The sequence below is a fragment of the Polaromonas sp. UC242_47 genome (genome assembly GCF_044452385.1).
Lineage (GTDB): Bacteria > Pseudomonadota > Gammaproteobacteria > Burkholderiales > Burkholderiaceae_C > Polaromonas.
This window is the reverse complement of sequence record NZ_JBIOAO010000001.1, coordinates 956,051-977,576: the sequence shown is the minus strand read 5'-3', so window position 1 is coordinate 977,576 and position 21,526 is coordinate 956,051. Positions and strand designations below refer to the sequence as shown.

Annotated in this window: 18 protein-coding genes, 1 tRNA gene and 1 pseudogene; 9 read left to right on the top strand and 11 right to left on the bottom strand. The window is 61.9% G+C overall.

Features of this window, described 5'->3' with window-relative positions:
- Nucleotides 1–1,497 (bottom strand): hypothetical protein, encoded by a 1,497-nt coding sequence (locus ACHMXK_RS04810; protein ID WP_397438153.1) that lies wholly within the window; start codon nt 1,495–1,497, stop codon nt 1–3.
- Between the two features lie 266 nt (nt 1,498–1,763).
- On the opposite strand from ACHMXK_RS04810, the gene ACHMXK_RS04805 reads away from it, so the two are divergent.
- From ACHMXK_RS04805 to ACHMXK_RS04785, 5 genes are all read left to right on the top strand, one after another.
- Nucleotides 1,764–2,588, top strand: coding sequence for a tripartite tricarboxylate transporter substrate-binding protein (locus ACHMXK_RS04805; protein ID WP_397438151.1), 825 nt, complete (start codon nt 1,764–1,766; stop codon nt 2,586–2,588).
- Between the two features lie 95 nt (nt 2,589–2,683).
- Complete coding sequence (locus tag ACHMXK_RS04800; protein ID WP_397438149.1) at nt 2,684–4,450, top strand: FAD-dependent oxidoreductase; 1,767 nt, start codon at nt 2,684–2,686, stop codon at nt 4,448–4,450.
- Nucleotides 4,447–4,800 carry an NIPSNAP family protein gene (locus tag ACHMXK_RS04795; protein ID WP_397438147.1) on the top strand — a complete coding sequence of 118 codons (354 nt, stop codon included), beginning with the start codon at nt 4,447–4,449 and terminating at the stop codon, nt 4,798–4,800. Before ACHMXK_RS04800 ends, ACHMXK_RS04795 begins: the two co-directional genes overlap by 4 nt.
- A gap of 69 nt (nt 4,801–4,869) precedes the next feature.
- Nucleotides 4,870–5,829 (top strand): Bug family tripartite tricarboxylate transporter substrate binding protein, encoded by a 960-nt coding sequence (locus ACHMXK_RS04790; protein ID WP_397438145.1) that lies wholly within the window; start codon nt 4,870–4,872, stop codon nt 5,827–5,829.
- A 61-nt stretch (nt 5,830–5,890) separates the two neighbouring features.
- Nucleotides 5,891–7,285 (top strand): MmgE/PrpD family protein, encoded by a 1,395-nt coding sequence (locus ACHMXK_RS04785; protein ID WP_397438143.1) that lies wholly within the window; start codon nt 5,891–5,893, stop codon nt 7,283–7,285.
- Nucleotides 7,286–7,371: 86 nt separating this feature from the next.
- Here the strand turns inward: ACHMXK_RS04785 and ACHMXK_RS04780 are convergent, their stop codons facing one another.
- From ACHMXK_RS04780 to ACHMXK_RS04760, 5 genes are read right to left on the bottom strand one after another with little or no spacing between them, the layout of a single operon-like run.
- On the bottom strand, nt 7,372–8,529 hold the full coding sequence (locus ACHMXK_RS04780) for an acyl-CoA dehydrogenase family protein (RefSeq protein WP_397438141.1): 1,158 nt from the start codon (nt 8,527–8,529) through the stop codon (nt 7,372–7,374).
- Between the two features lie 33 nt (nt 8,530–8,562).
- Nucleotides 8,563–9,036, bottom strand: a complete 474-nt coding sequence (locus tag ACHMXK_RS04775) for a MaoC/PaaZ C-terminal domain-containing protein (protein WP_397438139.1) — start codon at nt 9,034–9,036, stop codon at nt 8,563–8,565.
- Nucleotides 9,037–9,082: 46 nt separating this feature from the next.
- Nucleotides 9,083–9,538 carry a Zn-ribbon domain-containing OB-fold protein gene (locus tag ACHMXK_RS04770; RefSeq protein ID WP_397438137.1) on the bottom strand — a complete coding sequence of 152 codons (456 nt, stop codon included), beginning with the start codon at nt 9,536–9,538 and terminating at the stop codon, nt 9,083–9,085.
- Complete coding sequence (locus ACHMXK_RS04765) at nt 9,535–10,728, bottom strand: thiolase family protein (RefSeq protein WP_397438135.1); 1,194 nt, start codon at nt 10,726–10,728, stop codon at nt 9,535–9,537. The genes ACHMXK_RS04770 and ACHMXK_RS04765 overlap by 4 nt, the downstream gene beginning before the upstream one ends.
- Before the next feature lie 41 nt (nt 10,729–10,769).
- Nucleotides 10,770–12,032 (bottom strand): CaiB/BaiF CoA transferase family protein, encoded by a 1,263-nt coding sequence (locus ACHMXK_RS04760; RefSeq protein WP_397438134.1) that lies wholly within the window; start codon nt 12,030–12,032, stop codon nt 10,770–10,772.
- Nucleotides 12,033–12,151: 119 nt separating this feature from the next.
- On the opposite strand from ACHMXK_RS04760, the gene ACHMXK_RS04755 reads away from it, so the two are divergent.
- Nucleotides 12,152–12,835: a nitroreductase gene (locus ACHMXK_RS04755; protein ID WP_397438132.1), complete on the top strand. Its 684-nt coding sequence runs from the start codon at nt 12,152–12,154 to the stop codon at nt 12,833–12,835.
- Between the two features lie 33 nt (nt 12,836–12,868).
- Here the strand turns inward: ACHMXK_RS04755 and ACHMXK_RS04750 are convergent, their stop codons facing one another.
- From ACHMXK_RS04750 to hrcA, 4 genes are all read right to left on the bottom strand, one after another.
- Nucleotides 12,869–13,684 carry a FadR/GntR family transcriptional regulator gene (locus ACHMXK_RS04750; RefSeq protein WP_397438130.1) on the bottom strand — a complete coding sequence of 272 codons (816 nt, stop codon included), beginning with the start codon at nt 13,682–13,684 and terminating at the stop codon, nt 12,869–12,871.
- Nucleotides 13,685–14,514: 830 nt separating this feature from the next.
- Nucleotides 14,515–15,588 carry an integrase gene (locus tag ACHMXK_RS04745; protein ID WP_397438128.1) on the bottom strand — a complete coding sequence of 358 codons (1,074 nt, stop codon included), beginning with the start codon at nt 15,586–15,588 and terminating at the stop codon, nt 14,515–14,517.
- Nucleotides 15,589–15,698: 110 nt separating this feature from the next.
- Nucleotides 15,699–15,775, bottom strand: a tRNA-Ile gene (locus ACHMXK_RS04740).
- Nucleotides 15,776–15,801: 26 nt separating this feature from the next.
- Nucleotides 15,802–16,821, bottom strand: coding sequence for a heat-inducible transcriptional repressor HrcA (gene hrcA / locus ACHMXK_RS04735; protein ID WP_397438126.1), 1,020 nt, complete (start codon nt 16,819–16,821; stop codon nt 15,802–15,804).
- 48 nt (nt 16,822–16,869) lie between these two features.
- On the opposite strand from hrcA, the gene ACHMXK_RS04730 reads away from it, so the two are divergent.
- The 3 genes and pseudogenes from ACHMXK_RS04730 (at nt 16,870) to rapZ (ending at nt 20,313) form a co-directional block, all read left to right on the top strand.
- Nucleotides 16,870–17,745, top strand: a complete 876-nt coding sequence (locus ACHMXK_RS04730; protein WP_397438124.1) for an NAD kinase — start codon at nt 16,870–16,872, stop codon at nt 17,743–17,745.
- A pseudogene (gene recN / locus ACHMXK_RS04725) lies at nt 17,742–19,387 on the top strand (DNA repair protein RecN). Before ACHMXK_RS04730 ends, recN begins: the two are co-directional and overlap by 4 nt.
- 38 nt (nt 19,388–19,425) lie before the next feature.
- Nucleotides 19,426–20,313, top strand: a complete 888-nt coding sequence (gene rapZ / locus ACHMXK_RS04720) for an RNase adapter RapZ (protein WP_397442442.1) — start codon at nt 19,426–19,428, stop codon at nt 20,311–20,313.
- Between the two features lie 80 nt (nt 20,314–20,393).
- Here rapZ and mutY read toward each other — a convergent pair whose 3' ends face one another.
- Nucleotides 20,394–21,521: an A/G-specific adenine glycosylase gene (gene mutY / locus ACHMXK_RS04715; protein ID WP_397438123.1), complete on the bottom strand. Its 1,128-nt coding sequence runs from the start codon at nt 21,519–21,521 to the stop codon at nt 20,394–20,396.
- Nucleotides 21,522–21,526 lie beyond the last annotated feature (5 nt).

Below are 21,526 nucleotides of genomic sequence, written 5' to 3'. Positions count from 1 at the left end.
TCAGAGGTGGTTGATGAAGCGGCTCATGCCGCCCAAAAGAAGCGAAGAGACCAGCACGGCCAGCGCAACGAAGACCAGGTTCGCCCGCAGGCTGATCACCAGGATGGGAATGCCTGAATAGCGGCTGGCCATCAGGCTGAGCACCGAGAACGGGGTGACGATGATCGCCAGCCCCCAGCCAGCGAGCACGGCACACAGGTGCGCCACCACGGGCAATCCGAGCAGCTGGGGGGAAAAAGTTGAACCTATCAGCACGGCGCTGAGCATGGGGTGGATGGCGGTGGCAGACAGCAGCACAATGGCGGCCGAGACGAACAGGCTCCCGAGCATGGGCGAACCCGCCACCCACTGGCCGACGGTGCCGGTCCAGGCCGGCGGGATTGCGCTGGCAATCACGGTGCCCGCGCAGCCGGAGGCAAAGAACATCATCACCTCGCCCACCATAGCCTTGAAGCCCAAGAAATCCGTGCCCAGCATGCGCGTGCCTTGGGCCAGCCGGTGACGGCCAGGTGGAGCCAGCAGCACGCTTAGCAGCCATGCGGCCACCGGAGTGCTGGCAATGATCACGACCGAGATAGGCAGCGCCAGTTGGCGGCTGGCCAGAACCATGAAGCCCAGAAAGCACAGCATAGCGCCCACCACTGGCAAAGCCTGGCGCAGCAAGAGAGTTGCCTGCTTCACCGGGCGACCCGCTGCAATAGGCTCCTGCGCGCCTAGTGCTGCGCGACTACCGCGATCAAACCGGTCGATCAGCAAGCCCAGCCCCATCAACAGTACTGACACCGCCAGCACATAGGGCAGCACGCCCACCCAGTCCGGCCCGCCATAGAGCGCTAGCGCAATACTCATGTTGCTGTAGATGGGGCTCCAAAGACTCACAGCTGCATAACCGCGTGCAATGGCCGAAAACGCTGAGACCTTCTGCGCGTCAGTCATATCCGCCTCGCGCGCAGCCATCTCCATCATCATCGCAATGCCCGCCAGGCCCAGCAGACCGCCAAAGAACTGGCTGGCCACCGTGAGGCCCAGATAGCGGCGGTGCTGCGGCAACTTGTAGAGGCCGCCCACCACCTCCCGAACACGGACGATGCGCAGTGCCACGCGCGAAAGCAGGTTCACCGTCACCAGCAGTGATGCGATCAGCCCGCCGATGCGGATACCTCGCTGCAACGCCTGCCATGGGGCATCGATCAAGGGCAGCAGGCACACGGTAATAACCACTAGTACCAACGAGGTGCGACGTACGGTGGCAGGGGCATGACCGCCTTCCAGCGCGATGAACAAGACACTGACGGCTGCCAGCGCCCACAGAGGCCACATCGCCCAGTACCGCCCCCCTTGAGTGTCCAGCAGCGTGAACACCGGGATGGCCGCCATCAGCAGAGGCACCAACCACTCACGAACAGCGACGCCCGTGTGCGCAATACCGGGGGGGGCGGCCAGCACGCCACCGGTCGGTCCAGGCCCGGAATTGCAAAGTCGCTTGTCTTTTTTCATATTGACACTATACAATCATTGGACCAACCATTGAACCCTTGATAAAGTACAAGCATAATGGCACATGGCATCTGAATGCTTCGTACTTATTGCGGCTGCCGACATACTTATTGGAGACATGAAATGAACCTGACTACGCGCGCCTTGATCCTTGCATTGACAGGCCTTGCCGCAGGCACGGCCTTCGCACAGGAAAAATTCCCTCCCGCCCCATTACCATCGTCATTCCTTATCCGGCTGGCGGCACCAGCGATGCGCAGGTGCGCATGATCCAGGCGCAGTTGGGCAAGGAACTGGGCCAGCCCGTCATCGTGGATAACAAACCAGGGGCATCCGGCGTGATTGCCGCACAGTACGTGGCCAAGTCTCGTGCAGACGGCTATACACTGCTCTACCCCAACAACGGCGTGCTGATCGCACCGCTGCTCAACCCCAAGACGGAGTCCGATCCACTCAAGGACTTCAAGCCGGTGACCACTGTTACCAGCGTGCCCATGGTGTTGGTCACCAACAAGACGGTGCCCGCTGCCAACCTGGCCGAGTTCATCGAGTACGCAAAGAAGCAGCCCAGCGGCATCATGTATGCCTCGGCCGGCACTGCGTCGTACGGCCATCTTTCCACCGCAAGGTTCTCGCAAATGGCTGGGCTGACGGTGGGTCACGTGCCCTACAAGGGCGAGGCGGCAACGACCATGGCCGTGCGCTCGGGAGAGGTGCAGATGCTGATGACCACGCCATCGGCCGCTATGCTCGGCCAAGTGACGCAGGGCCACCTGACCATGCTGGGCGTGGCCAGCGCCACCCCGTCGACCGTAGTTCCCGGCGTGCCGACGATCAACAAGGTGGTTCCCGGCTTTGTCTCCGAGGTCTGGTTTGGACTGCTGGCACCGGCAGCCACACCGGACGACGTGATCCAAAAGATCAATGCCGCCGTGCGCAAGGTAATGTCCGATGACGCTGTGCGGGTGCGCCTGCTGCCCACCGGCGCCGTGCCGCAGACCTCCACCCCCGCCGAATTTGGGACCATCATGGCGCGCGAGTCGGCCCAGTGGCGCGAGATCATTGGCAAGTACAACATCAAGGCCGACTGAACCCGCCGAGCCCTGACCGCACAGAGTCAGCCCGGTCTTGCTCGTAACGCCTGGGCCGTCTCCCTCATACCCATCCCACTGAACGAAGAATTGCAATGACCCAGGAAACCCAATATGACTTGATCGTGGTGGGCTCCGGCGCCGCTGGCTTGTCCTGTGCGATCACCGCCAAGGAACGCGGCCTGAACGTCGTGGTGCTGGAAAAAGAGCCGGTATTCGGCGGCACCACAGCCCTGTCCGGGGGCGTACTGTGGATTCCACTGAACCACCACGGCCGCAAACAGAACCCCGCCGATTCGGTACAGGCCGTGCGCACCTACCTGATGCAGGAGACCGGCGCTTTCTACGACGAGGAGAGCGTGAGCGCCTTCATCGAGAACGGCCCCAGGATGGTTGACTTCATGGAGCGTAAAACTCAGATGAAGTTCGTCCCCACACTCTACCCCGACTACCACCCCGATGTGCCTGGAGGGGTGGACATCGGCCGCTCGATCCTGGCCGCGCCTTACGATATCCGTGGGCTAGGCAAGGACATGAAGCGGCTCAAGCCACCACTGAAGACCATCACCTTCATCGGCATGATGTTCAACTCGTCCAACGCCGATCTCAAGCACTTCTTCCAGGCAACAAAGTCGCTCACGTCCTTCTTGTACGTGGCCCGGCGGCTGGCCAATCACATCCGCGAGTTAGCGTTATACCGGCGTGCCATCAACGTCACCAGCGGCAACGCGCTGGCCGCGCGCCTGGCCCAGTCGGCACTGGACATGGGCGTCCCCATCCTCACCTCCACGGCAGCCCAAAGGGTCGTCATGGAAGGCGACAGGATCGTGGGTGTCGCCACCAAGGCGACTGTTGCGAATGGAGACGTCGAACGCATCCTGCGCGCACGCTATGGCGTGGTGCTGGCCTGCGGTGGGTTCCCGCACGACATCCAGCGCATCGCAAAGGCATACTCGCATGTACGCAGGGGGCATGAACATCTCTCGCCAACCCCCGAGTCCAACACCGGCGACGGCATCCACATGGCTGAGACAGTAGGCGGAGTCATGGAAATCCGCTTCAAAGAACCATCGGCCTGGATGCCGGTGACCCGAGTCGACCTTGGCAACGGCGAGGTTGGCGTCTTTCCACACTTGCTGGACCGGTACAAGCCCGGCGTGATCGGGGTGCTGTCCAACGGCAAACGCTTCACCAACGAATCCAATTCGTATCACGATGTCGGCGCAGCCATGGTGCAGGCCTGTAAGGATCTGCCCGAAACGGTTATGTGGCTGGTCTGCGACAAAGCCACGCTGAGCAAATACGGCCTGGGCTACGTCAAGCCCTCGCCCATGCCCATCGGCCGCTTCATCCGCAACGGCTACCTACTGCAGGGCCAGACTCTGACGGAGCTGGCCACGCGCGCAGGCATCGATCCCACCGCGCTGGAGCAGACTGTGCGCGAGTACAACACCGGTGCCGTCATGGGCGAGGACCCGGCATTTGGGCGCGGCAGCACCAGCTTCAACCGCTACCTAGCCGACCCCGCCAATCAGCCCAACCCTTGCGTGGCGCCGGTGCAAAATGGGCCGTTCTATGCGATCAAGCTCATCATGGGCGACCTGGGCACCTTCGATGGCATTCAGACCAGCGTGGTGGGCGAAGTGCTGCGCCGCGATGGCTCGGCCATAACGGGACTGTACGCAGCGGGGAATGACCGAGCCAGCATCATGGGCGGCAACTACCCCGGCGCCGGTATTACCCATGGGCCAAACATGACCTTCGGCTATCTCACGGCCCTGCACATCGCAGATACCGCAGATAGAGACGCTCAGGCAGCCAGTGGCGGTCAGACCGTCGCACGCCAGGCGGTGCCGACATGACGGGGATCGTACTGCCTCAGGCCAAGCCGCTGGTGGATCACCGTATCTACACCATTGCGCTACGCAAGATGCCGCAGTTCCTGGATGTATTCCACCAGCTGGCCATGCCAGTGCTGCTGGAGACCCTGGGCCACCCCCTGGGGTTCTACACCAGTCTGGTGGGCCCGCAGAACCAGTTCGTGCACCTGTGGGGCTATGACGACCTGGCCGATTACGAGCGGCGCTGCCGCGCGCGCGATACACACCCGGACTTTGCAGCCTATCTCGCGGCATCGGGTCATCTGATCACCGCGCAGGAGACGCGGCTGATCCGTGCCGTTGCGCTGCAGCCGGCGCCTATGTCTCTGTGAGTTTTCACCGCTGCTGGTCGCGGCATAGCAATGCGGCCTGGCTTTCCTGATAAAAAATGGAGACAAGTAATGGCCCTCAAAAAAGCACTCGTCTTGGCTACAGCATGTCTGGCCCTCTGCGCCCAAGCAGAGTCCGGCTATCCCAACCAGCCGATCAAGCTCATTGTCCCCTTCACGCCGGGCTCCAGCTCGGATGTGACAGCTCGGGCCGTGGCCCAGAAAATCTCGGTCCAGTTGGGCCAGCCGGTGCTGATCGATAACAAGCCCGGGGCCAATGGCGGCATCGGCATGCAGAGCGTGGCTCGCAGCAAGCCGGACGGCTACACCTTGGTCGTAGGTACAGTCTCCTCCACCGTCGTGCCGGTCATCATTTCCAAGGCCGTGATGTTCGATCTGTTTACCGACTTCACACCGGTGGCGACGATGGCCAACACCCCGCTGCTGCTGACCGTGACGCAGGATTCCCCGCTCACCAGCGTTGCCGACCTGGTAGCTGCCGCGAAAAAGGCGCCGAAGACGCTCAACTACGGCAACTCGGCAGGCCTATACCGTATCGCCATGGAAGCGCTGAACCACCAGGCTGACATCGACCTGCTGGGCATTCCGTTCAGGGGACCGGCACAGGCGGCCACCGAGCTGCTGGCCGGTCGCCTCACGGTCAACCCTGATGCGCTGGGCGCAGCTGGCCCTATGCTCCAAGCCAAGCGCATGCGGGCCCTGGCTGTGCTGGGCACCAGCCGCACCGCCTCACTGCCAGAGGTGCCTACGATGGTTGAACTTGGCTACAAGGGCTTCGAGTTCAACGGCTGGCTGGGTGTGCTAGCCCCTGCTGGAACGCCCAAGCCCATCATTGATCGCCTGCACAAGGAAATTTCCTCCGCCGTGAAATCACCCGACGTGCAGGCGTTGTACGCACGCCTGGGGCTGGAGCCCACCGTGCTGTCCTCGCAGGCCTATGGCAATGAGATGAAAAAGGATTTTGACAAGTACGAATCGGTGGCAAAAAAAGCGGGCATCGAGAAAGAATGAGCCGACCCCTGCCCTCTTTCCCATCCCCCTCATCCTGCCCCGCATCGGAAATATCACAGCGATGACTTCACCGCCAGCAGATCAAGGACACAACGCGCTGGCCACGCTGGCTCGCCACGCAGGCACCATAACAGCGGCATCCATCCCTGCAGCCGTCAAACGCCAGGCATGCCTGTGCATCCTCGACACCATCGGCTGCATGCTGGCAGGCACCCGCACTGAAGAAGCGGCGCTCATGGTGGCCTGCGAACGGGCCCTGGCTGGCGCCGAGGGCGCGACAGCACATGCCACTATTGCGGGCCATGCGGGGCAGCTACCGCTGCTGGGGGCGCTGCGCGTCAACGGGTATCTGGGAGATGTACTCGAACTTAACGACCTAATTGGCGGGCATGCCAGTATCGGCAACGTGTCGGCGGCGCTGGCCGTTGCCGAGGTCGAGGGGAGTAGCGGCGAGCGACTGTTGGAAGCCGTAGTGCGCGGCATCGAGGTGACCACCCTGGTCTACAACGCGGTGTACCCCACGCTCAAGCGCTATACCGAATCAGCCCTGGTGCCGGTGGGCATTCCTTCGTCCATCGGTGCTGCTGCAGCGGCGGCCCATCTGCTCGACCTGGACGAGGCCCAGAGCTTGCACGCCATGGCCATTGCTGGCGGCCTGGCGGGCTGGTGCCCGGCCGAGGTCATCTTCGGCCAAGGCGGCAGCATGAAGCCGCTGCTGTTTGGCGCCCAGCCTGGCGCCACCGGCGTCACAGCGGCGCTCTATGCCCGCCAGGGCATGACGGGTCCCCAGGCATTGCTGGACGGCCCCCTAGGCTACTTCCGAACGAGCGCGCGGGACGCCCGCTTCCAGAGCCACGACACCTGGGCTCTGGCACAGCCACGTCGCAAGTTGCATGCCTGCTGCGGCTACCTGCATTCAGCGGTTGATGCATTGGGTCGCCTGCGCGCCCGCCTCGGGACGGCGGCGCTCGCGCAGGGCCACATCGAGGTCCGTGTAGCGCCCTACGTGGCCGACGTGGTGAGCAAGCCGCACCAACCGCTGTCGCCCAACGACGCACGCTTTCACCTGCAGTTCTGTCTGGCCCTGGTGGCCTGCGGGGCGGACGTGATCCTGCCGGACCACAGCATCGACCTGGCCGCGCACTTGGCACGCCCCGAGGTACAAGCCGCCATGCAGTGCATCCGCGTGGCGCAGGACACGGCCATCACCCACTACCACCAATGTGAGGTGGTGCACGAGGATGCATCGGGAGCGCGCACTGCGCAGTCCATCGCTGCACCGCGCGGCTCCCCTCAGGAGCCCTTGGGCGACGACGAGGTCGTGGGCAAGTTCATGGCGCTCGCGGCGTCGGTGATGGGAGCGCCCGCTGCTCGGGCGTTTGCCAACCAGACCCTGGCTCTCGATACTGTCGCGGATGTGCGCAGTTGGGCGGCAGGCATGGCCGCAAAGACCTGATGCACGGGCACGGACCCCAGCAAAAAGACCGCCTCAGCGGTCTTTTTTCATTCAGAGTGCCCCGCAGGGGGCCCGTCATCTAGGCATCACAAGTCCAGTTGCTTGGCGATAATGTTGCGCTGGATTTCGTTGGTTCCGCCGCCAATGGGTCCTACGCGCGAGTCGCGGAAGAACATCTGCATGTCGTACTCGTTGGAGTAGCCGGCGCCGCCCAGGATCTGCATGCCTATGTCCGCGCACTTGAAGTTGTTCTCGGTGCAGACGATCTTGGCGATGGAAGCCTCCGTCACCACCGGCTGGCCCGCGTCCAGCAGCTCTGCCACGCGGTAGATCGACTGGCGGGCCGTCTCGGACATGATCAGCATGTCCGCCAACTTGTGCTGGGTGACCTGGAACTCAGAGATCGGCTTGCCGAACTGGATGCGCTCCTTGGCATAGTCGCGTGCGTACTCGGTGATCTTGAAGCAATGGCCTGCCGAGATGGCGGCAAGGCCCAAGCGCTCCAGGCCCAGGGCTTTCATGATGTTCTTCCAGGCCTGGCCTTCGCCACCAAACAGGTTGGTGGCGGGCACGCGCACGTTGTCGAAGAACACCTCGTTGGCATGGGTAGTGCGGCGGCCCAGCATAGATAGCGGGCGCACCGTCACCCCCTTGGCATTGGTGGGTACGAGGATGGTGCTGATGCCGCTGTGGCGTGCCTGCGTATCCGTCTTGACGATGGCGACGATGTAGTCGGCCACGTGGGCGCAGGTAATCCAGACCTTGCTGCCGTTGATCACGTATTCATCACCCTCGCGCACAGCCGAGGTCTTGATGCCCGCGACGTCGGAGCCCGTTCCCGGCTCGGACATACCCAGTGCCAGCTTGACCTCGCCGGAGATAATTTTGGGCACGATCTCCTTTTGCAACTCGGGCGTGCCGAACTTGGCGACATGCATGCCGGCATAAATCGCCGTGGTCGTGATGGCCTGCGCGATACCGGTGTAGTAGTAGCCCAGCGTCTCCAGAAAGACGGCAATGTCCTTGTAGCTGCCACCCATGCCGCCGAGCTCCTCGGGGTAGAACAGGCCGATATAGCCGGCCTCGGCCAGTGCGTTGTAGGCCTCGTGGGGAAACTCGCGGGTTTCGTCCATCTTGCGGATCTTGTCCCAGGGCAGGTGCCTTTTCAGCAAATCGAGAACGCCTTCGCGCATCATGCGCTGCTCTTCGTTCAGGCCAGTGGTGTTGATCAGGGATGCGGACATGGATGTTTTCCTTTAGGAGTTCGTTCAGTGGATTCAGGATTGGCTCAGAACGGCATCGCGCCCAGCGCGGGTGAGCACCATCGTGGTCATCAATCCGCTTTGTACGACGTCGCCGTGCTGGTTCACCAGCTCCATGCGACGTACCAGCACGCCTCGGTCGGGCTTGGAGGTGGGACGCGTCGAGATCACGGTGGCGCGCAGGTGGACGGTGTCGTTGAAGAGAATGGGCTTGAGAAATTTCCACTCATCCACGCCCAGCGCGGCCACGGCCGAGCCTTCCAGGTAGCCCAGACTGGCGCTCAGGCCTGTGGCGATTGACAGTCCCAGCGCCCCGTGTGCGATGCGCTGACCCACCGGTGATTTAGCGCTATGCACTGCATCGGTGTGCATAGGGTTCACATCGCCCGATATCCAGGAAAAAGTGACCACATCAGTCTCGGTAACAGTACGTGCACGACTCTCATCCACTTGGCCGACTTCGAATTCTTCTATGCATTTACCTCGCATGATTGACTCCTATAGCAGTTTAAAAAAAGGTTCTGGTGGGGAAAATTCAGGCCGGCAGACAGGGACGGGCCGCAAACAGGGGGCCGTCCTCGTATTGCAGTACCAGCATTTCCATAGGCATGTCGGGGATAAAGGCCTGCCCGGGTACGTCGATCAGGCGGCAGGCCACGCGGATACCGGTGTCCAGATCTACGATGCCCACAGCGTAAGGTGCTTCGGCAGTAAAGACCGCGGGGGCTGCGTGGATACGCGTCCACGAATACAGCAGACCGCGCGAGCTAAGCGCGTTCCATCCCACGTTGGGTGACCAGCAGTGGGGGCACAGCGGCTTGGGCGGAAAGGTCTGGCGTTTGCAATCCTGGCAGCAACTGGTCTGCCAGATACCCTGGCGCAGGCCGTTCCAAAAGTGCTGGGTGAACTCGGACAGACGCGGCGGATAGGCGCGCGTGCCAGGCATATCGATGCCCGGGAGTGCAGAGGGGGTGGTCACGTCGTGGCTCATTGCATGGCCTCCAGGATGTGGATCAGCGCGGCGTTGTAGTTGCCCAGCTCACCTGTGGCCAGGCCCAGGCGCGCATTGCGGACCTGGCGCTCGCCAGCGCGGCCGCGCAATTGGTCTGCCAGTTCGATGTAGTTGTACAAGGAGGTCACGTAGGCAGGGTGCCCCCGCGAGGTGAGCCCGCCGGAGGTAGAGATCGGTATGCGTCCGCCCAGGCGCGTCTCACCCTCGAAGGCGGCCTGCGCGCCATGCCCACGACGCTGCAGACCCAACGCTTCACTTACCAGCACCTCGACGATGGTGCATGGCGCATAAAGCTCGGCGAGGTCGATGTCGCCGGGGCCGACACCGGCCTGGGCATAAGCGGTTGCGGCCGCATCGCGCGCTGAGTCGAAGGCAATCATGTCATTGGGCACATCGCTAATCTGGTGCGTGCCGTCATGGCAAAAGCCCCGCCCGCGCACCACGGCGTAGGGTTTGCCCAAGCTCCGAGCCACCTCTTCGCTGGCCAGCACGATGCAGGCTGCACCATCGCCGCGCGGGGGCACGTCATACAGACCCAGAGGCTCGACAATGGGACGCTGGCCGATCACCTCGTCCAGCGAGATGAGTTTGCGGTACTGCGCCAGCGGGTTAAGCGATGCGTGAAAACGGTTCTTCACGGCCACCGAACCGAGCTGTTCGCGGGTGGCGCCGTATTCATGCATGTAACGCATGGCGTCCATCGCATACCAGGCGATGGGCGTGAAGCCGCCTGAGGTGTGAAAATCCACGTCGCCCGTGGTGCGCATGCTGCTCATCATGTGCTCGGATGCCGAGACTGCGCTCTCCATGTTGATGCCCAGCGCCAGTGCCACGTCGGCTCGGCCCAGCAAAATTTCATCGCAGGCCTTGTCGAAGGCCAGCGCCGCAGTCATGCCATTCCCCATTACTTCCATCACGCTACCACGGCAGGCCAGACGCAGCTGCCCCATCAGGAAGGTGTGGAAGTACTTCTGGCGCGTGTAGGGTCGCGGCAGGGTGAAGACAAGGGATTGGATATCCTTTTTCTCCACGCCAGCATCGCGCACAGCTTCGGATACCAGGCGGGTCATGATCTCGTGCTCCAGCGTCTGGAGTTCGTCGTCATCCGCACTCTGGTGACGGCCGATGGGGATAGCACTGGTTCCAACAATGGCGACTCTGCGGTTCACGGGGGGTCCTTTCGGGTTGGGTCGGTGGGGGCAGTGCTCGTTCAGTGACCGAATGCACCGGCTGCACGCAGTGCGGCAATGCGCGCATCGTCGTAATGCAGCGTCTCGCGCAGCACCTGCTCGGAGTGCTGACCCACGGCAGGCGCTGCCTGCGGCGGCACGGCTGGGGTGCGAGACAAGCGCAGCGGCGTTTCGATATTGGGAACCCAGCCCTTGACCGGATGTGCAATGCGAGTGATGAGGCCGCGTGAGCGCGACTCGTCGGAGGCCAGGGCCTCGCTCAGCGTCTTAACCTGGCCGTGCGGCACACTGGCGGCTCGCAATCGCGGCGCCCAGTGGCTCCAGGGATGCTGAGCGAAGGCTTCGTCCATGATCTTGAAAATCGCCTCGCGATGCTTGAGACGCTCGGCCCGCAGCGACAGTACAGGGTCGTAGGCGATGTCTGGCCGCGCAAACACCTGCTCAAAAAGCCGCTGAAATATCTTGTCGTTGCCGCAGTTGATATAGACCGGTTTGTCGGCCGTCATGAATACCCCCGAGGGGCAGGTGTCGGGACTCACGTTACCGTTGCGCCTAGGCTCGTGACCGGTGGTCAGGTGCTGCATGGCGCCAAAGCCCGTCATCAGGATGGCGGTGTCATATAGCGCGACCTCAATGCGCTGGCCTTTGCCATCCTTGGCACGAGCAAGCAAAGCCAGCAGGATGGCATTGGTGGCAGACATGGCAGTGGCCGTGTCCATGATCGCGGCACCGGTGCGAACGCCCTGCCGGTCCTCATAACCGTTCATCGAAATGAAGCCGCTTTCGGCCTGCACGATGGGGTCAAACCCCAGCCGGTCGGCATAGGCACCCTCGCGGCCATAGGCCGAGACCGAGCAGTAGATCAGCCGCGGATTCAGTTGCAGGCAGGCCGCGTGGTCCAGGCCGAAGCGCTCCATTACGCCCGAAGAGAAGTTCTCCACCAACACATCAGCATCAGTAATGAGCGCCTTGGCGATTTCCAGACCCGCTGCGCTCTTCATATCCAGCGCCAAGCTCTTCTTGTTGCGGTTGGTCCAGAGATAGGGCCCCCCCTGTGCCGGGATCTCGGGATCCACGGTGGGGTAGTGGCGGAAATCGTCACCCTTGACCGGCGCCTCGATCTTGATGACATCAGCTCCAAAATCGGCCAGTGTCATTGTGGCCAGCGGGCCGGCCACGAAATGGGTGAAGTCCACAACGCGCAGGCCGGCAAGCACAGGCTCGGCGCTGGCAGTCGCGCTCTCATGGATCGGCAGGGCATCAATTCGTTCTTGATCAAACACGGCAAGGTCCAGGTGGATTTTGGTAGAACCATTATACTATTGATCCACTCTGACTGACAACGCCGGTACTTTGCCAGTCGCTCAGAACCCCGTCACCCAACAAAGAACGGAGCCATGCAATGAACTCTTCTTCCCCTCCTGAGGTATTGAATGGACTGCTGGCGCAACGCCACAGTTGCCGCGCTTTTCTGACCGACCCGGTGCCGCGTGAGGTGCAAGAGAGCCTGCTGCAAATGGCACAGCGAACGGCTTCCTGGTGTAACTCCCAACCCTGGCAAGTGCACATCACCGAAGGTGCGGCGACAAAGCGGCTGCGCGATGTACTGCGGACCGCGCCCCAGCCGGGCGAGTCAGGTTCGGACTTCCCCTGGCCAAGGGAGTACCGCGGCGTCTACCTGGAGCGCCGGCGTGAATGCGGGTTTGCGCTGTACGACAGCGTGGGTATCGTGCGGGGCGACCGTGAGGCGTCCGCGCGACAGGCGCAGGAGAACTTCCGCTTGTTCGGCGCGCCGCATGTGGCAATCATCACCAGCGATGAGGCGCTCGACGTGTACGGCGCCATCGACTGCGGTGCCTATGTAGCCAACTTTCTTCTGGCCGCCACCAGCCTGGGCGTGGCAACCATCCCGCAGGCCGCGCTGGCCTCGCGCTCGCAGCAGTTGCGCAGGTTCTTCGACCTGGGGGATGACCGGCGCGTGGTCTGCGGTATTTCTTTTGGCTATGCCGACACTGCCCACCCAGCCAATGGGTTTCGCACCAGCCGCGCCACCATCAGCGCGGCCGCGGCATGGGTGTCTGCCTGAAGTGCTGCGAGGGCATCCAAACGCCCGCCCCGTTCAGCCGAGCTTTCGCGCGGCGCGCGGCTTGGGCGAGGCCTTGGCAGCAGGCGCCTGCCCGGCCACCTCGACCGATCCTACCAGTGCCGCCTGCTTGGCATGCGACAGGTAGCTGCGCTGCAGGCGCTTGAGGCTTGCCTCCATCTCGGTGACGGCGCCCTCGGCATCGCGCACTTCCATGAACTTCATGAAGCGCTTGCGCGATGGCAGTACAAAGGCGTTTTCGTATTCGCCGATCGATTCGATGTAGTGCCTCAGCACGGACAGCACCCCATCCATCACGATGACCATGATGGGGTTGCCCGTCATGCGCGCCAGGATGCGGTGAAAGTTCAGGTGCACCTCGGCCCGGCGACTGAAGTCTCGCTGCTCGGTGGCCTCCTCGGCATCCTTGATGTTCTGGTGCAGCTCCTGCAGGTCCGACGGCGTGGCGCGCTGGCAGGCTTCGCGCACGATGATGGACTCAAGCCAGATGCGCGCCTCGGTCAGGTGACTGGGCTGGATGGAGCCAACGTGGTAGAGGTCCAGCATGCCGGTGGTGATGGCTTCGCCACTGCCTTCGGTGATGAACGCACCGCCGCTTGCACCCTTTTGCAGCCGCACCAGGCCGGCATGCTCCAGAGATCGCAGCGCCTCGCGCAGGGTATTGCGCGACACGCCAAACTGCTCGGACAAGGCGCGCTCCGAGGGCAACCGGTCGCCGATCTTCAAATGGCCTTTGGCCAGTTCCTCGCGGATCTGCGCGGCCACTTCCTCGAACGCACGCGTGGAATGTATGGCGCGGAACGTGGCTGTAGGCGAATTTTCACGTGTCATTGGAACGGAATTGGGGAGCAATGGAAACCTCTGTTGTTGATGCTTCAAGGCCGCATTAGCCCTGGATTTTGGCTCAATGATAGAACCACTGAAGCATGACCACTCAATTTTTCATTGAATTTCCCTCAATCAAGAAAAATTCAAGTGGCACCGCGGCCAAGATCGGGCGACAACAGCGCATTACTCCCCCCCTAACTCACCGAGTCTGCTCTACAGCCTCAAAGAACGCAGACCAAGGCACGGACACCAGTGCCGCGTACATTCAGACGCAGCCGCAGCCGCTCTACCCGCCTTTGAACGCCCGCCAACTGAGCGTGAGTTATGAGCCCGTAGGTTGCAAAACTCTTTGACAGCAAGTTATCCGCCATTTCGGGGAGGCGTTCTCGCGCATATGAACGACGTCAAGATTGATGCCTTTATCGCCCAATGCGAAGTTTTGGCTGGCAAGTATGGACCGCGCTTCCATCCGCCGAAATCCCTACGCCGCATGGCGGAGGCGAGAACTACCTTTCACACCCACTGAGCAGTATCCTCATGACATCTTTTTCTCCTATCGATGCTAGGCAAGTCATGCAATCGCCCCCCCGTTTCGGTGAGACCTCAAAGTAGACGTTATCGCGATTGAGAACGGTGTTGCGACCTTGCGGATGACCTCAAGTGCAAAAGCATGCTGGGAAAGTGGAATTGTCTCCAAATAGGCTTTGGCTGTGCTGGCCGATTCAGCAATGGCACGAAAAAATCCCTCTATATCGCAATCCTATAACCAGGGGGAAATTGGCTTGAGATCGAAGCGTAAAATCAAAAGTCCTGAAGCACTCTTCCTTATGGCATCACGCATTTAGCTTGTCGAGCTTCACAACCAAGTCTTCCGCACGAAGATGTGTATAGCGCTTTAGCATCTGCATGGACTTGTGGCCACTGATTGCGGAAACCTCTTGATCACTCAATCCACCCTCGACAAAGCGACTTACAGCCTCATGTCGCAGGTCGTGAAACCGGAAATCTGCACATCCGACGGCTCGCTTAATGTCGAGCCATACCTTATTGAAGTTGTAGGGCCTGCGTTTCCCGTCTTTGCCAGGTTCCCCGAAAAAAATCAGATCAGTGTCAATAGGATGGATGGGGTTCGCCAGCGCATTCTGAAACATGGCAGTCGCCTCCACTGACAATGGGACGGTGCGCGGCAAGGTGTTCTTCGTTTCAAGCAGCCGCACCACGCGGCGAGATAAATCGACCTGGCTGCGGCGCAGGGTCGTGATCTCTGATGACCGCATGCCAGTCTCGATGGCTATCCGCACAATCCAACTGAGCATCGGATTCGAGTGCCTATCAACCGCCTTGAAAAGCTTTGCTTCCTCGGCTGTATCCAGCCTCCGATTTCGACCCGGCCCCGGGGCTGGCCGCCGAACGTTCAAAACGGGGTTGTACGGAAGCCCTAAACCCCACTCCTTCACCGCAATAGTGAAGAGGTGTCCAAGCAAGGCCAACTCAAGACGAACGGTATTAGCTGCCCGCGGGATAGGTTCTCCGTCTTTACCCTTGCGATCTTCGCCCGCAAGGCGCTTGTCCCGGTACTGAGCAACCAACTCGGCCGTGACTGCGGCCAGGGAGTATTGGCCAAAAAAACCGATCAACGGGACTGACCGCCTCAATTCGCCGGTTTGCGTCAATGGCCGTTTTGTCGGCGTGACTTCGGCCAGGTAGCGCTGCATCGCCTTTTCGAAGGTGAGCCGCTCGGATGGCCCGCGCTGGATAAATAAACCGCGAACCATCTCGTCCTCGGCGCGGCGCGCCCAGTCGTCGGCATCCTTCTTCAGTCGAAAAGTCTTGATGGTGGTGGGAAAGCCAGACTTTCGAATGACGGCTTTCCAGGTGCCCGAAGGCGTCTTCACAATGGTCGGCATAAGGCCTCAGTACAGTGTTCGCGTTCTGCGACTGTACCGTAACTGTACCGAATCATCGAAAGCCAGGATTCACCAGCAAGTCAAATTGTCTGGGAACCCGCATGGATGGGTGGTAGGGCGTGAGTGACTTGAACACTCGACCAAAGGATTATGAGTCCTCTGCTCTAACCAACTGAGCTAACGCCCCACGTCGCCAACACCGATTGTACGGTGCTACTTGCTGTGACTCAGCGCGCTACTCACCATCTTGGCCGTAATGTCGACGATTTGGATCATTTTTTCATAAGGCATACGCATGGGGCCAATGACACCCAGGGTGCCCACCACCTGGCCATCCACCTCGTAAGGCGCGGTTACCACCGACAGTTCCTGGTAGGGCACCACCTGGCTTTCGCCGCCAATATAGATGCGTACACCTTCGGCGCGGCTGGAGACATCGAGCAGGCGCATCAACTGGGCTTTTTGTTCAAACAGGTCAAATAATTTGCGCAGATTGCCCATGTCGCCCGAAAAATCGCTGACGGCCAGCAGGTTGCGTTCCCCCGACACCACCACCTCGTCGCGTGACTCAATGGCTTCCGAGCTGACCTGCACGGCGGCCTGCATCAGGCTGGCGATCTCGCCGCGCAGGGCTTCCACTTCGTGCTGCAGGCGCTCGCGGACCTCCTCGATGGCCATGCCCGCGTAATGCGAGTTCAGAAAATTGGACGCTTCGATGAGCTGGGTCTGGGTGTAATCGGTCTCTGTAAAGATGACGCGGTTTTGCACATCGCCGTCGGGCGACACAATGATGACCAGAAAACGCTTTTCGGACAGGCGTAAAAATTCGATATGGCGGAATACCGAGGTACGGCGTGGGGCCATCACCACACCGACAAATTGCGACAGGCTGGACAGGATGTTGGCGGCATTGCTGAACACTTTTTGCGGCTGGTCCGGCGCCAGGCGTGGCGTGGCCAGGGGGCCGCCGACCGAAAACTGGTCCCGCTGCATGGTCAGCATGGTGTCGACAAAAAGGCGGTAACCGCGGGCCGTCGGGATGCGGCCGGCCGAGGTGTGCGGGCTGACGATCAGGCCCAGTTCCTCCAGATCGCTCATCACGTTGCGTATGGTGGCCGGCGACAGGTCCATGCCGGAGGCCCGGGACAGGGTGCGCGAGCCGACCGGCTGGCCATCGGCGATGTAGCGCTCCACAAGCGCTTTTAACAACAGGCGGGCACGTTCATCAAGCATGGGGACATTCTACGAAGCTTGGGTCGCATGTTGTGATGTAATTTGAAGATGAAATCGCAATTTCGCCACGTCGCTCTTATTGGGAAGTACCACGCGCAGGGTTCACGCTCTGCGCTGGAAGAAATTGCCAGCTTTCTGCACACGCAGGGCTGCGAGGTGGCGCTGGAAGAAGAAACCGCCAGCAACACCGGCCTGACGCAATACCCGGTGCTCAATGTGGCCGATGTGGGCAAACAATGCGACCTCGCGCTGGTGGTCGGCGGCGACGGCACCATGCTGGGCATAGGCCGGCAGTTGGCGCAGTTTGGCGTGCCCATGGTGGGCATCAACCAGGGGCGTCTGGGTTTTATCACCGATATTGCTTTTGAAGATTTTCAGGCGGCGCTGGGGCCCATGCTGCGCGGCGAGTTCGAGGAAGACAGGCGCTGGATGATGCAGGCCCAGGTCATGCGTGACGGCCGCTGCGTTTTCAACGCCACCGCCATGAACGACGTGGTCGTCAACCGCGGCGCCACCGCCGGCATGGTGGAGCTGCGGGTCGAGGTGGATGGCCGTTTTGTCGCCAACCAGCGCGCTGACGGCCTGATCATTGCGTCGCCAACCGGCTCCACCGCTTATGCCTTGTCGGCCGGCGGCCCGCTGATACACCCGTCGATTGCCGGCTGGGTGCTGGTGCCGATTGCGCCGCATACCTTGTCAAACCGGCCCATTGTCTTGTCCGACGCTGGCGAAATCACGGTCGAAATCGTTGCCGGCCGGGATGCCAGCGCCAATTTCGACATGCAGTCGCTGGCCACCTTGCTGCACGGCGACCGCATCACGGTCAGGCGTTCGGAGTTCCAGATGTGCTTTTTGCATCCCAAGGGCTGGAGTTACTTCGATACCCTGCGTAAAAAACTCCACTGGAATGAAGGCGTGGCATGAGCCTGAAGAACATCTCCCTGCGCGACTTTGTCATCGTCCACGAACTCGCGCTGGACCTGGAAGACGGTTTCACCGTCCTCACCGGCGAAACCGGCGCTGGCAAATCGATACTGATAGACGCGCTGCAACTGGCGCTGGGCGCACGTGCCGATGCCGGCGTGGTGCGCGAGGGTGCGCAGCGCTGCGAGATCAGCGCCACCTTTGACAGTCCCGCCGCACTGGCCCACTGGCTGGACCAGGCCGGTTTTGCGGCCGATGAGGAATTGCTGCTGCGCCGCACCGTCGACACCCAGGGCAAAAGCCGCGCCTGGATCAACGGCAGCCCGGCCACCGCGACACAATTACGCGAGATCGCCGACCTGCTGGTCGACATCCACGGACAACATGCCTGGCAAAGCCTGACCCGGCCCGATGCCGTGCGTGGTTTGCTCGACGCCTATGCCGGCCTCTCAACCCAAGCGTTGCTTCAACAATGGCAAAACTGGCGCAGCGCGTACAAGGCCCTGCTTGAAGCACGCGACGCGCAGGACAGCCTGCAGCGCGAACGTGAACGCCTGGCCTGGCAGATCGGCGAGCTCGACAAGTTGGCACCCGGCGACGACGAGTGGGACGAACTCAACACCCAACACAGCCGCCTGTCCAATGTGCAGGCCCTGCGCGATGCCGTGCAAACCGCGGTGGACGCACTGCAGGAGTCGGACGACAACGCGACCGCGCTGATAGGCCGCGCCCTCAGCTCGCTACAAAACCATGCGCATATCGAGCCTGAATTCAAAGGATTGACCGAGGTTTTGAGCAGTGCCCTGGCGCAAGTCGAGGATGCCGTGCATTCGCTGCACGGTTACGCGCGCCACGCCGAGCTGGAGCCGCAGCGACTGGCCGAACTGGATGAACGCCTGTCGCTCTGGGTCAGCCTGGCACGCCGCTACAAACGCACACCGGCCGAGTTGCCCGAGTTGCTCGCGTCCTGGCGCAGCGAGTTGCAAAAGCTTGATGCGGCGGCCGACCTGCTGGGCCTGGAAAAAACCGAGCAGTCCGCCAAGGCGGCGTATATGGATGAAGCGCGTATCGTCTCCAAGGCACGCGGCAAAGCCGCCCCCTTGCTGGCCAAAGCCATCACCCAGGGCCATGCAAGGCCTGGGCATGCAGGGCGGCAAGTTTGAGGTGGTACTGGCCGCGCTGGAACAACCGGCGCAACATGGCCTGGAGCAGGCCGAATTCCTGGTCGCCGGCCACAGCGGCAGCACACCACGTCCGGTTGGCAAAGTCGCTTCGGGCGGCGAGTTGTCGCGTATTGCGCTGGCCATCGCGGTGACCACCAGTCAGCTCGGCCAGGCGCAGACCCTGATTTTTGACGAAGTCGATTCCGGCGTGGGCGGGGCCGTCGCGGAAACCGTGGGCCGCCTGATGAAACAGCTGGGCAAGGACCGCCAGGTCATGGCCGTCACCCACCTGCCCCAGGTCGCCGCCTGCGCCGACCAGCACCTGATGGTGGCCAAACGCACGGACAAGGGCCGGACCGCCAGCACCGTCGAGCCGGTGCACAGCGAACAACGTGTCGCCGAGGTGGCGCGTATGCTGGGGCGGCGAAAAGCTTTCGGGCACCACACTGGCCCATGCCAAGGAGATGCTGGGGCAATGAAAACTGTCACCCCTCCCGACCCGGCACCAACCCTGGACATGGTGCTGATCACCGGCATGTCGGGCTCCGGCAAATCGGTCGCGCTGCATGCGCTGGAAGATGCGGGTTATTACTGCGTGGACAACCTGCCGCCCGAGCTGCTGCTGGCTTTTGTCGCGCTGGAGAAAACAGAGGTTCCGCGCAAGGTGGCGATTGCGATGGACGTGCGCAGCGCCACCGCGTTGCCTCAGGTGCCGCAGCAGCTCAAACAAATGCGAGCGCAAGGCGTGGTTGTGCAGTCGATTTTTCTCGACGCCAGCACCGACACCCTGGTGCGGCGTTTTTCCGAAACCCGGCGCTTGCACCCGCTGTCGCGCCGTGATACTTCGGACCAGCAACGCGCCCTGGTGGATGCCATCAACGAAGAACGCGAACTGCTGGGCGAGTTGCGCGAAAACGCCCATGTCATCGACAGCAGCATGATCCGCTCCTCGCAGCTGCAGGCTTATGTAAAGGCGCTGATTTCGTCACCGGCCACCCAGCTGACCCTGGTGTTTGAGTCTTTTGCTTTCAAACGCGGTGTGCCTGTCGACGCCGACTATGTGTTTGACGTGCGTATGTTGCCCAACCCGCATTACGAAGCAGGCCTGCGCCAACTGACCGGCAAGGATGCCGCGGTGGCCGCCTACCTGCAAGGCCATGCCGAGGTGGACGACATGTTCAACCACATCGAACAATTCATCAGCCATTGGTTGCCGGTGCTGCTGCGCAACCATCGCAGCTACGTGACGGTGGCCATCGGCTGCACCGGCGGCCAACACCGCTCGGTCTACCTGGTCGAGCGGCTGGCCCAGGCCTTCAGCGCACATTGGAACACCCTGAAACGCCACCGCGAGCTTGACGCCGCGCCCTTGCCTGCCCCCGAGTCGGCGCAAAAACGCTCCTGATTTAATAGCTTCTTGCGCCCGTGGAACAAGGGCTAGCGGCCTTATTCTCTTAAGAAAAGGCGATCTGAGCCGGCTACAACCTAATCCAGCAGTTTTCGGATCGGTGCGGGCAGGCCCAGGCCGGTCCAGGCCTCACGCGCAAACCAGGCGCCGTCCCCCGGCAAACGGGCGGCTTTGGCCTCGCGCGCCGACAACACCAGCAACATGGGTGAAAGGCGCAAGTCCTTGTGTGTCAACACATGCACAAAAGGTTTGATCGCTTCCAGTCGCGGCTGCTGCGCGGTCGGCAAGGTGGCCAGCAAGTCATCCTCGCTGTCAAACACCGGAAAACAATACAGCCCGCCCCAGATGCCGGGAACCGGACGGCGCTCCAGCCAGATTGCGCCATCGGCACGTTGCGCCCACAACAGGCTCAGCGACTGCGCACTGCGTTTGAGCTTGCGTGTCTTGACCGGGAAACGTTCGGGCTCGCCGCCGGCCAGGCCGCGGCACAGGGTTTGCACCGGACACAACAGGCAGGAAGGCTGGCGTGTCGTGCAAATCGTGGCGCCCAGGTCCATGACACCCTGGGTGTAACGCGGCATGGCTTCCAGCAGGTTGCGGCGCGGCAACAGCGCCGTGGCCATGGCCCACAAGGCGCGCTCCTGGGCGCTGGAGGCCAGGTCGCCCGCAAAACCGGTCACGCGGGTCAGCACACGTTTGACGTTGCCGTCCAGAATCGCCACACGTTCGGAATAACAAAAAGAGGCCACCGCCGCCGCCGTTGACGGCCCGATGCCAGGCAAGGTTTGCAACAGTTCGGCGGTCGGCGGAAACTGGCCGCCATGCAGACGCACCACGTCTTGCGCGCAGCGGTGCAGGTTTCTGGCCCGGCTGTAATAACCCAGGCCGCTCCACAAACCCAGCACATCGTCGGCGGGCGCCGCGGCCAGATCCGCCACCGTCGGGAAACGCTGCAGGAAGCGGGCGTAGTAGTCCAGCACCGTCACCACCTGGGTTTGCTGCAACATGATTTCCGACAGCCAGACGCGGTAGGGATCACGTGTGTTTTGCCAGGGCAGGCTGTTGCGGCCGTGGCTTTTTTGCCAGCGCACGACCTGGGTCGCAAAAGCCGGGGTCAGCGCCGCGATCACGGCGTCCGACTCGGCCTCAGCCTGATCAGGAGATAACAAGGACAGGTCCGCGCCTGGCGTGAGGGTCAACACCATGCCGA